10 protein-coding genes are annotated in these 14,339 nt (G+C 51.4%); all 10 read left to right on the forward strand.

What is annotated here, in order from left to right; all coding sequences use genetic code 11:
- The first annotated feature begins 37 nt into the window (after positions 1 to 37).
- The 10 genes from H1S06_RS00685 to H1S06_RS00730 all read left to right on the forward strand — a co-directional run bounded on the left by H1S06_RS00685 (position 38) and on the right by H1S06_RS00730 (position 14,117).
- Positions 38 to 1,315: an AAA family ATPase gene (locus tag H1S06_RS00685; RefSeq protein WP_181736359.1), complete on the forward strand. Its 1,278-nt coding sequence runs from the start codon at positions 38 to 40 to the stop codon at positions 1,313 to 1,315.
- A complete protein-coding gene (locus tag H1S06_RS00690) occupies positions 1,315 to 1,911 on the forward strand; it encodes an HNH endonuclease family protein (RefSeq protein WP_181736360.1) in 597 nt (198 codons plus the stop codon). The genes H1S06_RS00685 and H1S06_RS00690 overlap by 1 nt, the downstream gene beginning before the upstream one ends.
- A complete protein-coding gene (pglZ, locus tag H1S06_RS00695; RefSeq protein WP_181736361.1) occupies positions 1,908 to 4,226 on the forward strand; it encodes a BREX-1 system phosphatase PglZ type B in 2,319 nt (772 codons plus the stop codon). The genes H1S06_RS00690 and pglZ overlap by 4 nt, the downstream gene beginning before the upstream one ends.
- 17 nt (positions 4,227 to 4,243) lie before the next feature.
- Positions 4,244 to 6,292: a protease Lon-related BREX system protein BrxL gene (brxL, locus tag H1S06_RS00700; RefSeq protein ID WP_181736362.1), complete on the forward strand. Its 2,049-nt coding sequence runs from the start codon at positions 4,244 to 4,246 to the stop codon at positions 6,290 to 6,292.
- 112 nt (positions 6,293 to 6,404) lie between these two features.
- The gene (locus H1S06_RS00705) at positions 6,405 to 8,195 is read left to right on the forward strand and encodes a GmrSD restriction endonuclease domain-containing protein (RefSeq protein WP_181736363.1); all 1,791 of its coding nucleotides are present in this window, start codon (positions 6,405 to 6,407) and stop codon (positions 8,193 to 8,195) included.
- Positions 8,196 to 8,366: 171 nt separating this feature from the next.
- Positions 8,367 to 9,434: a hypothetical protein gene (locus tag H1S06_RS00710; protein ID WP_181736364.1), complete on the forward strand. Its 1,068-nt coding sequence runs from the start codon at positions 8,367 to 8,369 to the stop codon at positions 9,432 to 9,434.
- Positions 9,427 to 10,749, forward strand: a complete 1,323-nt coding sequence (locus tag H1S06_RS00715) for a hypothetical protein (RefSeq protein ID WP_181736365.1) — start codon at positions 9,427 to 9,429, stop codon at positions 10,747 to 10,749. The genes H1S06_RS00710 and H1S06_RS00715 overlap by 8 nt, the downstream gene beginning before the upstream one ends.
- Positions 10,734 to 12,524, forward strand: a complete 1,791-nt coding sequence (locus H1S06_RS00720) for an Hsp70 family protein (protein WP_181736366.1) — start codon at positions 10,734 to 10,736, stop codon at positions 12,522 to 12,524. Before H1S06_RS00715 ends, H1S06_RS00720 begins: the two co-directional genes overlap by 16 nt.
- 68 nt (positions 12,525 to 12,592) lie before the next feature.
- A complete protein-coding gene (locus H1S06_RS00725; RefSeq protein WP_181736367.1) occupies positions 12,593 to 13,099 on the forward strand; it encodes a hypothetical protein in 507 nt (168 codons plus the stop codon).
- Between the two features lie 76 nt (positions 13,100 to 13,175).
- Positions 13,176 to 14,117 carry an NYN domain-containing protein gene (locus H1S06_RS00730; protein WP_181736368.1) on the forward strand — a complete coding sequence of 314 codons (942 nt, stop codon included), beginning with the start codon at positions 13,176 to 13,178 and terminating at the stop codon, positions 14,115 to 14,117.
- Positions 14,118 to 14,339 lie beyond the last annotated feature (222 nt).

Below are 14,339 nucleotides of genomic sequence, written 5' to 3' on the forward strand. Positions count from 1 at the left end.
ATACTTGGTTTGGAGTGGCCTGTGGCGGAGATTAAAGATGTTTAAAGAACTTAAATTGACCAATGTCGGCCCTGCACCCTCTATGGAGCTGGAATTTGGCAAGCGTCTTAATCTGATCACAGGGGATAATGGTCTGGGCAAAAGCTTCCTGCTGGATATCGCCTGGTGGTCGATGACCCGCAAGTGGCCGTCTGAAATCAATCCCAAGCTGACCGTGGGGAAAAAGGTTCAGCCCCAACGCAAGGGTGAATCGTCCATCAGCTTCTCGTTTTCGGGCAAGGTGAAAGAGGTTAGCTACGAAAGCACCTATCAGCGCAGGGAAGAAGCCTGGACAGGCAATGCCGGTCGTCCGGCGAATCCTGGCTTGGTGCTCTATGCCATGACCGATGGCAGCTTTGCCGTATGGGACCCGTCGCGCAACTATTGGCAGACCCGCAACGGTATAGATGTGCAGGAGCGCCGCCCGGCCTATGTCTTTGCACCCGATGAGGTATGGCATGGCCTGAAAGCCGAAGATGGCACTGTTTTGTGTAATGGCCTGGTACAAGACTGGGCAACCTGGCAGAAGGAAAAAGGCGCGGCGTTCAGGCACCTGGTCAAGGTACTGAAAGTGCTGTCGCCCTCTGATAAAGAGGAGCTACAGCCGGGTGACCTGACGCGCATCAGCCTGGATGAAGCCCGCGATATTCCGACGATCCGTATGCCCTATGGCCAGGACGTTCCGGTGGTCCATGCGTCATCCGGTATCCGCCGTATTATCGCGCTGGCTTATTTCCTGGTCTGGGCCTGGGAAGAGCACCGCAAGGCCGCCGACTTGTTGCAGGAAGATCCGACCCATCAGGTGGTATTTCTGATCGATGAAGTAGAGTCGCATCTGCACCCCAGCTGGCAGCGCAGCATCATTCCGGCGCTGTTGTCTGTCATGGAGCAGCTTACTCGGCGTCCTGATGTGCAGTTGATTACCGCTACCCATTCGCCGCTGATCATGGCATCCGTCGAGCCGGTTTTCGATCCTGCACAGGATGCCTGGTTTGATCTGGACCTTGAGCAGGGGGAAGTGAAACTGCGGCAGCGTGACTTTGAGCCGATGGGAGATGCTTCAAACTGGCTTACCAGTGAAGCCTTTGATTTGGAAAGTTCCGGCTCGCTTGCTAATGAGCGACTGATTAAGGAAGCATCCGAGCTACTTGAAAAAGATACGATCTCCAAAACCGAATTTCAGGAGATGAATACCAGGCTTGTTAGGGCATTGAATCCGGCTGATGATTTCTTGTTCAACTGGCGCTATATCTGTAAGTCCAAAGGACTCATGTGATGATTCCAGTTAAATTACAGCCAGAGCCAGAGAGCTTTGACGAGGAGGTACGCCAGCCTGGGCTTGCCTGGTTGGATAAAAAAGGGATCGATTTACAGAGTGCTCCACCCGAGCCGAGTAAACTTCCGGCGTATTGGCAAAAGACCAACGAGCAGCTGTGGGAAGCCTACTCAGGCGTTTGTGCCTACCTGGCTATCTACTTCGAGTGGGTATCAGGAGCATCATCCACGGACCATTTCATACCCAAGTCGGCCCTCGCGGGTGATGCTTACGAGTGGTCCAACTATCGTTTGTCCTGTTTGGGGCCAAATCGCTCCAAGAACGCATTCACCGATCTACTTGATCCTTTTGAGATACAGCCAGATACATTTGTTTTGAACCTGGCAAGTGGTGCTATAAAGCTTAATCCGGAACTGGATAATGCTGTGGCAGAGGTCGCTGCGACGACAATCTCGCGTTTGAATCTCGATAGTGAACAGCACCGAAAAATGAGAAGTAGGGCTTTTACCCGTTACCTTCGCAGAAAAGATGAAGAAAGTCTGAAAGAGCTATCACCCTTCGTTTGGTACGAAGCGAACCGCCAGGGACTGCTATGAAACTGATCGACCTGCTGGCGGAGGAAGTCCGTGCCAGCGCCGCCTATAACTCCAATATCCAGATGGCACCGAGCGTTATTCTCTGGACTGACAAGCAGCGCCAGTGGGAATCCGCCTTGCCGCTGCTGCAGGCCGCCATGCCGGAGCTGGTGGTGCTGGGCGACTATGCCCCCGAGCAGAAGCGCGGACCGGCCATCTGGATCAAGTGTGTCATCGAAGGTGTGTTGCCGGAAGTGCAGTTGCCGCAGGATCGTACCCCGATTCTGTATTTGCCAGGTGTAGAGCGCCGCGACTTGCGTGCGATTGCCGATTGCCCCGATATGCTCAAGCCTTTGGCTGAGCTGCAGTATCGCGGCTGTTGGTGGATCTACAACAACACCGGCCGTGACTGGACGGTCAATGCATTCCTGATATCGGCCAATGGCGGTGCCGGTCTGGATGTGGCCAAGGATGACAAGTCGCAGCAGGCGATGCTGCGGGTACTCACCGAAATACTGGAAAGCGAGCGCGAAGACCTTGCCAACCGCCGCCTCGAAGCGCCGGACTTCAATAAGCTGGTGTCCAGTGATCCGGTGCGTGACCTACTTAGCTGGATGAATGACAGCAAAGTATGCCGTGAACGCTGGGATGCACCCCGTTGGCAGGCCCTGGTGGGTATCTGCGAGACTGAATATCACTTCAGTCCGGAACGCGATGGCGAACTGACGGCAGCGGAGTTGCTGTGTCAGCGCCAGGGTGTTTGGGAGAGTGTGTGGCAGCGTTATGCCGAGTCCTGTCACCACTATCCCAATTTGCCGGATCTGCTGATGAAGGTGCAGCCCGATCTGGCCGCTGATGGTGCCAGCTATCCGGTGATCAATGCCGATGATGAACAGCGGCTTGAGCAGGACCTGAGCCAGCTGTTGTCACTGGACTCAGCCCAGGTGCGCCAACAACTGCTGCGACTTGAACAGCGTCACGCCGAGCGTCGTACCTGGATCTGGTCACAGTTGGGGCAGGCACCCTTGGCGGGTGTAATGGAGTTTGTGAGCCAGATCGCCGAGCGTACACAGCAGGTGTTCTCCGGTATTGATGCCGAAGAGATGGCTGAACTTTATCGCCAAGAATATTGGCAGGTGGATGACTTGGCGCTCAAGGCATTGGCTTACCCACTGTCCAATGGGCAACAAGCGCTGGTGCAGCAACTGCTGGCGCTGATTTACACCCCCTGGCTGGATGAAGTGACTCGTAATTTCCAGAATCTGGTGAAAGCCAAGGGCTATCCGGGTGTTGGTCAGGTGAGCGAAGCCACGGCGGCTTATGCACCGGGCGGTGAGGTGGTCTTCTTTGTGGATGGCTTGCGCTACGACATCGCCCAGCGACTGGAGCAGATGTTGGTATCCAGGGCGAATATCAAATTGTCATCCAACTGGGCAGCCTTGCCTTCAGTAACCGCGACGGCCAAAGCTGCTGTTACCCCTGTCCATGACAAGCTGACGGGACGGGTGTCCGATCGGGATTTTGAACCCAGCCTGCTGGATGAGGATAAGGATTTTTCGGCCTATTACCTGAAGAAGTTTCTCAAGGAAAAAGGCTGGGTGTACTTGGAAGAGGGCGAGACGGGCGATCCGTCCGCCAATGCCTGGGTGCAAAGTGGTGATATCGACAAGGAAGGCCATGTTAAAGGCCTGAAACTGGCGGCGCGCATCGACACGCTGCTGGAAGAAGTGGTTGAGCGGGTCGATGAACTCCTGGCTGTGGGCTGGCGCAAGATTCGTATCGTAACCGATCATGGCTGGGTACTGACACCCGGCACCATGTCCAAGGTGGATCTGACCAAACACCTGACCGATACCCGCTGGGGCCGTTGTGCCGTGATCAAGGATGCGGTGGATACAGGCTATCTACAGCTGGGCTGGTACTGGAACAAGGATGTCAGCATCGCCATGGCCCCCGGCATCAGCAGCTTCAAGGCAGGCCAGCATTATGACCACGGTGGTTTGAGCCTGCAGGAGTGCCTGACGCCCATCATCGAAATCAGCAGCAATCAGCAAGTCCAAACGGGTCCAAGTGCGACGGCGGCCCTGTCTGACCTGCGCTGGCTGGGGCTGACTTGTAAGGTCCAGGCAGAAACGGGTGCCGATGGCGTGGTGGCTGTGCTGAGAACGCATGCGGCGGATGCAGACTCTGAGATCTGCAAGCGCAAACCACTCAAGGGCGGCAAGTGCAGCCTGATGGTGGATGACGACTTTGAAGGCATGACAGCCGTACTGGTGCTGCTGGATGAAAGCGGCAATGTACTGGCGAAAAAGCCGACCCTGGTTGGTGACGAATAAGGTTAGGAGAGAGACGCGTGGAACTGGATGCTCTGGATAACAAGGCCGCAGACGTTTTTGAAGGCTATATCGTGCGCAAGGATCTGGTGCGGACCTTTGCCCGCCAGTTTCCGGTCCCGACCTATGTGGTCGAGTTCATGCTGGGACGCTACTGTGCCTCCACCGATCCCGAGGAGATCGAAGAGGGTCTGGAAATTGTTCAGCGCCAGCTGGCCTCCCGCACTGTACGTGCCGGTGAAGAGGAGTTGTTCAAAGCCCGTGCCTATAAGAAAGGTGCAGCCAAGCTGATCGATATCGTCAGTGTTCGCTTTGTCGAAAAAGAGGGCGGTTACGTCGCTTCTCTGCCCAGTCTCAATCTCAACCGCGTGCGCATTGCCGACAAGATTGTCGATGACAATGAACGCCTGCTAACGGGCGGCTTTTATGCCGAGGTCACGCTGGAGTATGACCCCGTCATTGCTGAAGAGAAGGGTAACGCCTTTGGTATCGCCGAGCTGCGCCCTATCCAGATGTCCAAGCGTAACGTGCTGGATGTGATGGCCGAGGCGCGCGGTCGATTTGATAGTCATGAATGGCGTGACTTTTTGATTCGCTCCATTGGCCTTGAGCCTGAAGCCCTGTCTGACCGTGCCAAGGACTCCATTCTTTTGCGAATGGTGCCCTTTGTTGAGCGCAACTATAACCTGGTGGAACTGGGGCCACGTGGTACCGGTAAGAGCCATCTGTTCCAGCAGGTATCGCCCTATGCGCACCTGATCTCGGGCGGCAAGGCGACCATTGCCAAAATGTTCGTCAACAACGCCTCTGGACAGCGGGGGTTGGTATGCCAGTATGACGTGGTCTGCTTTGATGAAGTCAGCGGGATCTCTTTTGATAGCAAGGAAGGGATCAACATCATGAAGGGCTACATGGAATCCGGTGAATTCAGCCGTGGCAAGGAGAGCATCCGTGCCGATGGTTCCATGGTGTTTGTGGGTAACTTCGACGTGGATGTGGAGCATCAACAACGGGTTGGTCATCTGTTTGGCCCTCTGCCCCAGGAGATGCGTGATGACACGGCCTGGATGGACCGTATTCATTGCTACCTGCCCGGTTGGGATGTGCCCAAGATGAGCAAGGAGCTAACCACAGACCACTTTGGTCTGGTCAGTGATTTCTTCTCTGAGTGCATGAGCCGTTTGCGTTTCCAAAGCAGGGTGGCGGCCATGCAGAACCGTGTGCATCTCGGCGGGGCGTTGAGTGGCCGAGACACCAATGCGGTGAATAAAACCGTTTCCGGCCTGCTTAAACTTATGTACCCCGACCCCGAAATGCAGGTGTCCGATGAGGATCTGGAGTGGGCGACCCGCCTGGCCTTGGAAGTACGCCGCCGAGTGAAAGAGCAGCAGAAACGAGTCGGTGCAGCTGAGTTTCGTAATACTCATTTCAGCTATTTTATCGGTGACGATGGTATTGAAAAGTTTGTTGCCACACCCGAATTACGTGCCGACAACGAGATCGGTGATGATCCGCTTGAACCGGGTCAGATCTGGACGATTAGCGAAGGCGGTACCGATTTCGATGACAATGCCGGTCTCTATCGCATCGAAGTAAACGAAGGCCCTGGATCTGGCGTGAAAATCCTGAATAACCCGGCACCCCCGGCCTTTAAGGAGTCCATGCGCTATGCTGAACAGAACCTCTATGCGCGTGCCCAGCAGCTGATCGGCGATCGTGATCCTCGAGCTCATGAATTCACTGTCCAGCTAAGAGCTTTTGATGCCGCCAAGAAAGGCTCCAAGCTAGGTGTAGCAGCCCTGGTTGCCATGTGTAGCAGCATGCTGAAAAAATCAGTGAAAGGTGGCCTGATAGTGGTGGGCGAGATCAACCTGGGTGGTTCCATCGAGCCGATCAGTAATGCCGTGAATATTGCAGAGCTGGCGGTAGAAAAAGGCGCCAGTGCCTTGCTGATGCCAGTGACTGCCAGACGTCAGCTTTATGACTTGTCAGATGAGATGGCGACCAAGGTTGATATTCAGTTTTATCAGGATGCGAGAGATGCACTGCTGAAAGCGCTTGCTGAATAAAGCCGAGTAATCGAGGCCAATCCCATCATTTCGCATATAAAATATTCAGGAATATTTGAGGCGTTCAGGCACTCAGTCCTTGCAAGGGCGCTTAAAGCGGGGAAAAGGATTTATGGCCAAATACGAAGTAAAACAAACGGCAGTCAGTCAGGTACTGTCAGATGTGCGCAGTGACAAGATCGCAATACCGGAGCTGCAACGCCCGTTTGTCTGGAAGACCTCCCAGGTCAGAGATCTGATGGACTCCTTATACAACGGCTACCCAGTGGGATATCTGATTACTTGGCAATCAGTGGGTGCGAAACTAAAAGGTGGGCAGGTCGCTGCACATCAGCAAATCCTGATCGATGGCCAGCAGCGTGTAACGGCGTTGCGTGCTGCAATCGCGGGCCAGCCTGTGGTGGGCAAGCGGTATGAGAAGAAACGTATCGCCATCTCTTTCAATCCACTAACGGAAGAGTTTGCGACTCGCACCCCGGCTATCAGCAACAGCAGCCAGTGGATTCACGATATCAGTGAGTTCTTTTCCGGCAGTAGTCAGCTGACTTTCCTGCGCAAGTATTTCGATAAGAACCCTGATGCGGATGAGGGGCAAGTGGAGGCGGCGGTAGCCAGGCTGGCCGGAATAGAGCATGCCCAGGTGGGGGTGATCTCGCTTGCGGACAACCTTGATGTCGATACCGTGGCTGAGATCTTTGTCCGTATTAACGCCAAGGGCGTCCCGCTGTCCAGTGCGGATTTCGTGATGAGTAAGATTGCTACCTATGGCGATGAGGGTCGCAACCTGCGTAAGTTGATCGATTACTTTTGCCACCTGTCGGTATCCGGGCATGCCTTCGAAGACATTCGTGAGAACGACGAGGAATTCAGTGCGTCGGCGCACCTAGACAAGATTCAGTGGCTGAAAAGCCAATCTGATGAGTTGTTCCAGCCGGAGTACACAGATGTTATCCGCATTGCCGGTCTGGTCGGCTTTTCCCGCGGTAAGGCGGCGGCCATTGTCAGCGAGCTGGCCGGATTAGACCCCGAAACGCGCAAGATCGATGAAACCCGAATACCGGACGCCTACGCACGCTTCGGCCATGCACTCGATAAGATAGTGAGCAGGACCCATTTCGAGCGTTTCGTCATGATGATCAAGTCGGCAGGCTTTATTGATGCAAGCATGATCGGCTCCAAAAACGCACTGAACTTCGCTTATGCCTTGTATCTGCGGCTGCGTGACAATGATCAGCTTTCGGAAGGGCAGCGCTCTCAGCTGGTCAAGCGCTGGTTTGTGATGACACTGCTAACTGGCAGGGCTGTGGGCAGTTTTGAGTCCACCTGGGAAACCGACCTGCGCCGAATTGAAGAGCAGGGGGCGACCAAGTACCTGCGCCTTATCGAAACATCCGAGTTAGGCGAGGGATTCTGGGATGTAACATTGCCACAGGAGCTGGTATCACCCAGCAAACGCAGCCCGGCATTTCAGATTTTTCTGGCCGCATTGGTGAGTAAAGGTGCCCGAGGTTTTCTCTCCAAGTCGATCAATGTTGCCCAGATGATCGAGGGGCATGGTGATATGCATCATATCGTGCCAAAGAATCACCTCATCAAGAACGGTTACCCGAAACAGGGTGACTACAACCAGGTGGCGAATTTCGCGCTCACGGAAACCCCAATCAACATTGCTATTAAGGACTACCCGCCGACAGAGTACATGGCATGGCTGGAAGGGCAGATTGATACGGGTGTGCTGAAGTTGGGTGAGATTACCCAACGGAGTGATCTGGACGCCAACATGGCCGAGAACGCGATACCGGCGTTTATCCGTGAGGTGAACGCGGATAACTACCCTGCGTTTCTTGAAGCGCGACGTAAGCTGATGGCCCGCGTGATTCGGGAGTACTACCTGGCGTTGTAGGCAGGTTGCCTATGGCTGTATGAAATGCCCTGAAGCGGTTGATGTACGTAGAGGCAAAAAGTGGCGAAGCACCTAACTGTATGGTGTCGTCAATGTAAGCTACAGTAATTTTTTGGATTCTCTGTCTGAGGTTGTAGCTATTTTCGGAAAAGCCAAAAATAAGGAAGTTCAATGCCAACATTAAACTGGATTCAGGAAACAGGCTGGGATCGATACTGGGAAAGAGGCTCCGATGGTTGCGAGTCTATCGACCGCACGTATACCTGCAGGGTATGCGGTAAAATTTTCGATTCGCTGGAGCTTCGTGACGCTCATGAGGTGGAGCATCCGGTATCAAATCCGACAATATTTGTTGATGGGAAGGAAATTTGTGGAGAACGGCTAAACATTACTGATCCCATCACTACTGATGGTTTACTGTTGCGTGATATTGACACATTGGTTGTTAACGGAGAGGTGCTCGATACGCCGCAGGAGCTGGTTGACAGAATCTCAGCTGATAATCTGGCGTTTTTACATGTCCGTTATGGCAATGCTAACAGTGTGCGACAGCTCAAGATTAATATCTGTGTTGCGGACCAAGAAGAATTAGAACAAGTTGGTAATATTTTCTGTCAGTATTTTGAAGTTAATGGGCTTAATCCGAAAGCTATCGTGTCCTTTACGGAAAAAGTAAAAAAATTCAAAACTGTTCAGCTCTATTGTGATGGGCTGGTTCGCTACCTTCAGGGTCTGATGGCAAAGGATAACCGAGCTGATGCTGAGCCATTTGACGTTTTCTTGGAGCGTTTTAATCAGGCTTCTCAAGCGTTGAAGTATTACGACACAGAACTCTCCCATGCTGTTCGGTCGGTAATTGATTTTAATCGAAATGACTTCGCTGCAGTCAGTAAGACTGGTCTTCCTTTACTTGATAGTGCTACAGAATTTTTTAATGGTAAGGAACTTGCTAAGTCCGACCACGAACTAGGAAGTAGATCACTTCCAGTGGATTATGCTACTGAGATAATTGTTTCAACTCTTCTTGATTATTACAGAAATGGTTCGCTTGATAATATTCGGAAGGAAGTGAATAATTTCCCATTAAAACATCTTTCGTTACAGGATAAAATGAAATTCAACTATATACTCTATCGAAAGCTTCTTAAGGTTGGCGATATTGAATCTGCTCAAAATTATAAGAAAAAGCTATCGTTTGATGATGCGTTTTCAGAAATGGTAGGGCCTATTGATGAGTGATGCTAAAAGCGGAATAGGGGGAGGGGGTGATAAAATAAGGAGCATGCTTTCTCTGAGAAAAAAAGAAGATATAGCTGTAGAAAAACCTGTAGCGAAAATAGAAAAAGACAGAGCCCTGGTAGAGGAAAAAAATGAACTTGAAACTGAAAATAAAAAGAAATCAGAAAATCGCTCTGTAAAAGGATGTGAGCCAAAAAAAACGGCACAAGATATCCTTTTGGGCGCATTTTCTAAACAGCATGATAAGGACGGGAGCATTAAACCGGCCAAAATCACCAAGCGGGATCTGAAGAGCCTTAACTCCTTGAATACCCACGAGGTTCTAACAAGGGAGCTGGTTAACTCTATAGCCGAAGCGGCGGCGCTGACGGATCCATCTCTGGATTGCTTGGCAGAACTGGCCTTGAGTGTGACAGATGAAAGTGAGGGCGACTGGCAGCAAGCGCTTTTTACATTCTGTGTTCAAGTGGCCAGTGGTGTCTGGATTCATAAGCATACAGGGTCTGTTGATCTATTCAGGGATATTTTTGTTGAGCATAACAACCGTGATGATTGGCCGAACATTCTTGAATACAGCCTGAGTCAAAAGTACCAAAAGCGTATAGCAGGCCTTAAAAGTCGGGAGACATTCCAAAGTTCTGGCGAATCTGAGGCGCTAGAACCTGTATCTGGCCTCAGTAGCAGAGAGCAGCAGAAAACGCTGGAGAAGCAACATCGCAACTTGCTGTTAATTGGTGTTTTGTGGTTGCTCAATGAAAGTAAGTGCGACCTTCGTGACATCATCGGCTACCTAAATGAATCGGTGGTAATAGACCACGGCTCTAAAGCGACATTGAAAGATGTTTCTCTACTTCTTGCTGGGCAATGGTTGTCACCGAGTTCCCGGGTGATCCGTTTATTGGCCATGCAGGCTGAGCAGCGCACGCAACTTGAAGATGACCTGAAGCGCACCGAAAAACTGATGCTGCAAAAAGACCAGCAGATAGAGCAACTAAGATGTGATCTAACGGCCAAGAAAAATGAAGTTCAGCGTGCGATTACAGAAGCACAAAATTACCAAACAGCACTGGAAGAGCTTAAGAAGCAAGCGGAAGATCAGCAGCTGGATGCACGTGCCGCACGCACCCATTTGAGAGATAACGAAGGCAAGGTAAGAGCCAAGGCGTTCAACTTGCTTTCAGAGGAGGTGTTGGAGCCGTTGCGCCTCTCCCTTTCAGCATTGCAACGCGAGAATCCGAAGACCAAGGTGGCGATACATCAAATTGAGTTGGTGGTTGAAAGCATTGAGAGGGATTTGCAGTGGTTCAAAGAGTAGGAATTGACTTCGGTACAACCAATAGCCTGATCTCGGTGGTGACCCGGGGAAATCGTATTAAATCGTTCGATGACACGGGGCGGCCTCACCCTTCCGTGGTTCGTTATGAGGGTGACAGGGTTATCTGCGGGAAAATAGCCCGGGATAAACTCGAACAGCTGGGTATTGGGGTATTGGGCAATACGGTAAGGGGCCCCAAAAAACTGATCAGTAACGAAACCATTAACGTTGAAGGGCGCTTGATGACTCCGGTTGATGTGATTGGAGAGTACATCCGTTATCTGATTGATGATGCGCGAGAAAACGATTCGGAACAGGTTGCGGACCTGACCCGAGCCGTTGTCACTATACCGGTCGCTTTGGATGGCAGAGGGCGCAAGACGCTGCGAGAAGCCTTGATGACGGCTGGTGTGTACGTGGATGCGTTTGTGCACGAGCCATTGGCTGCACTTTACGGATACTTCAGGGACCAAGAGCGCTTCGAGGAAACGATCCGATCTTACGATGAGCGTATGGTTCTCGTGTTTGACTGGGGCGGTGGTACGCTGGATTTGACCCTGTGCAAGATTGTCGATGGGTGTCTGGTACAGGTCTTGAACCGGGGCAACAATCTGGTTGGGGGCGATTACCTAGATGAGGCCATACTGACTTATGTGATTCGTGAGCATGAAAAGAAGCACGGCTGGTCATCAGAAACGGCACTTCCGGTAAATCCAGGTATGAAGTCCAAGCTGTTAGCGCAATGTGAAAGAGCCAAGATCACTCTTTCTACACGAGACGAAACCAGTATCTTTCTTCCAGACTATTTCCAAGGCGAAGGTGATGAGGCCGAGATTGAAGTTTGGTTGGACAGGACTACCTTGGAGTCCATTTGTAAGCCCTTGGTGAATCAAGGGATTGAAGAGATTAGCTCACTGCTGGCTCAGGACCAAGCAAATGTCGACCCACAAACCATAGCACTCTGTCTGGCGACAGGCGGCATGGTCAATATGCCCTTGATTAAGTCGCGGTTGACGGAAATTTTTGGTGTGTCGGCCTTGCACATATCACCTAAGGGCGACCGAATTATCTCAGAAGGTGCAGCATGGATTGCCAGCGATGGGGTAGAGCTGGCACTGGCAAAGCCATTTGAGCTTGTAGAAGCTCGCAACTCATTACTGACCATAATTCACCAAGGTACTCGTCTTCCCGCAAGAGGAGAGTCTATACAGATACCTCAGGCCATGTATTGCTCTGATCCGAGAGATGGTAAGGCCATTTTTACGTTCAAACGCCCTCAGATGGTCAACAAATCGGCGGCAGCGGATCCGCGAACCACCTACGGTAGCCTGGTGGTCGAAATTAACCCGGACTTTCCTCCTCTGGAAGAGCGTATTCAGCTGCAGGTCACTATAGATGATGACCTGATTGTGCATTGTGAGGCTGTTGGTGAAGACTATCAGCAGGCAAGAAGTATCGATTTCTACGATCTGGAGTTCTCGGTCAATGCAGTTCCTGGGTTCAACAGTGCAGGTAGTAAAAAAAAACGGACGAAAATCTCTCCATCTAGGAATGGGCTAAAGCAGTTAGTGGCTAAAGCGAATGTATCTCCAAATAAGAATGATTGGTCTACGGTACCTGGGGAGCTACTCAAAGAGTTTAATGACCGATATATATACAGGCAGCAACCTATGACTGAGATACAAAATCTGGAGTATGTTCGTTATCAGCCATGTTCGAATTGTGGTGCCAAGTGGGTTAAAAACTGCTGCTCCAGTGCTCTAGGCGTCAGCTAGGGTTGCTTCAGTAGTGAATGGACATGGATTTATAAAATTCAGCAGAGGCTGTAAAAGGAGAAATCAGGATGATTGAGAAATTCGGGAAGAAGTCACTGGCCGCATGTATATTCGCGTTTATGAGCGCTGTTAGCACCACGTCTAATGCTTCGGATCTTGCTGAGGTAGAAGCCGTTGTAAAGCTCTATGCCAGTACGGTCGCATGTAGTTATGAAGGTTCAGATTTCAAGGCCGTCCAGGTGGCCGGTGATAAAAATGAACCAATGTCCTTCATGGATTACTACACGGTGGTTTGGTCCGGCGACCTTGGCTGTAGCGGAGGCTCCGGATCGCATGGGGTTATCATGACAACAGTTGGCTCCCGAGCTGGCGGTAACCTTAAGGTATTGGCTGATAAGGCAAATGTCATGGTACCCACTCGTACTGTCAAAGCTGTAGCTGGTGCTCAGGGAATGGTCATTATCGAAGGACCCGCTTACCGCGAAAATGATCCTAACTGCTGTCCGAGTGGCACTGCATCTTACGTCTACAAATTTGATCAGGGCTCAGAAACCATGAAGCTGGTTGAAGAGTAATCCTTCAGAACTTAGAGCATGTGGTCTGAGCCAGGTGCTGAAGTCTCTTCTAATAATTTTGATGTAAAGGACTACAGTGAAAAACTACACATTCGCAGTACTGGTGGATGGTGAGAACTCCAGCCCTAAAGACTTCCCGGGGATCATCCGGGAAGTGGAAAAGCAAGGCGATGTCGCCATTCAGCGTGTGTATGCCGATTGGACGCAGCCAGCACACTCGAATTGGAAAGAGACTTTACATAGTACCGGTGCCCGTCCGGTGCACCAGTTCAACTATGGCAAGGATGCGGCCGATCACGCTCTGATCATGGATGCTATCGAACTGACAATGAATACTCCTAGGATCGATGCTGTCTGTATTGTGTCGTCGGATGGTGGCTACCACACGCTGGCGCTCAGGATCCGCGAAAAAGGCTTGTACGTGATGGGCATCGGCAAGCGCAATACGCCTGAGCGCTTACGCCGGGCCTGTCACCACTTTGTCTATAGTGACCTGCTCGACTTTGCTGCTGATGATACCGAAGAGACCAGAGAAGAGCTGGATCTTGATCGAATTCTGCTCAAGGCTTTCAACGAGGCACAGGAGGATAACGAAGCGGTCTATCTGGGTATTCTGGGAACCCACATCAAACGCATTGACCCTGCCTTTGACCCGCGTAGCTATTCTTTTAAAACTTTGAAGGGCCTGATCCAGGCTAGCACTCATCTTTTCAAAATGGATGATAGCAACAAGAGCCAATGCTTCGTTTCACTCTGTCCCAGTGCTGCAGCCAGTAAACATTACCCAGAGGCTGAAGGTGTGGTGTATCGTTGGTTGAATGCATATGGCTTCATTAACAATGATAGTGGCTCGTTCTTCTTCAACAAGATCAATGTGGTGAAAGACCAGCGTGACGTGCCTTTCAAAAAAGGCGATCGAGTGCGGTTCAAGGTTATCAAGAAACCAGACCCGTCAGGTGAAACCAGCGCAGAGAAGAACGGCAAAGCTATTGATGTCGAACTGATACAATACTTCTGAATTGGATTACAGTCCTCAATTACAAGGTGCCGGATCTCAAACACTACCCGGTTTGGCCAGTTATGGCTGCACCAGCTAGAGCTTCTATAGAAGCCCTACGAGTCGGCAGTTGGGCATCTATTGGGCTTGGGGGTATGTGGAATCTGTTTCTGACTTCCCTCTGAGCCTCCTTCAAGCTCACCTGAGCGATTGTTTTCCTGCAAGCGTTTTTTGATTGTGCCT

Origin of the sequence: Marinobacterium marinum, assembly GCF_013868415.1 — a bacterium.
Lineage (GTDB): Bacteria > Pseudomonadota > Gammaproteobacteria > Pseudomonadales > Balneatricaceae > Marinobacterium > Marinobacterium marinum.

Bases quoted from the DNA above. Each gene is read 5' to 3' on its own strand.
- H1S06_RS00690 (WP_181736360.1), top strand. From the start codon at position 1,315: ATGATTCCAGTTAAATTACAGCCAGAGCCAGAGAGCTTTGACGAGGAG.
- H1S06_RS00715 (WP_181736365.1), top strand. From the start codon at position 9,427: ATGAGTGATGCTAAAAGCGGAATAGGGGGAGGGGGTGATAAAATAAGG.
- H1S06_RS00705 (WP_181736363.1), top strand. From the start codon at position 6,405: ATGGCCAAATACGAAGTAAAACAAACGGCAGTCAGTCAGGTACTGTCA.
- H1S06_RS00725 (WP_181736367.1), top strand. From the start codon at position 12,593: ATGATTGAGAAATTCGGGAAGAAGTCACTGGCCGCATGTATATTCGCG.
- H1S06_RS00710 (WP_181736364.1), top strand. From the start codon at position 8,367: ATGCCAACATTAAACTGGATTCAGGAAACAGGCTGGGATCGATACTGG.
- pglZ (WP_181736361.1), top strand. From the start codon at position 1,908: ATGAAACTGATCGACCTGCTGGCGGAGGAAGTCCGTGCCAGCGCCGCC.
- H1S06_RS00685 (WP_181736359.1), top strand. From the start codon at position 38: ATGTTTAAAGAACTTAAATTGACCAATGTCGGCCCTGCACCCTCTATG.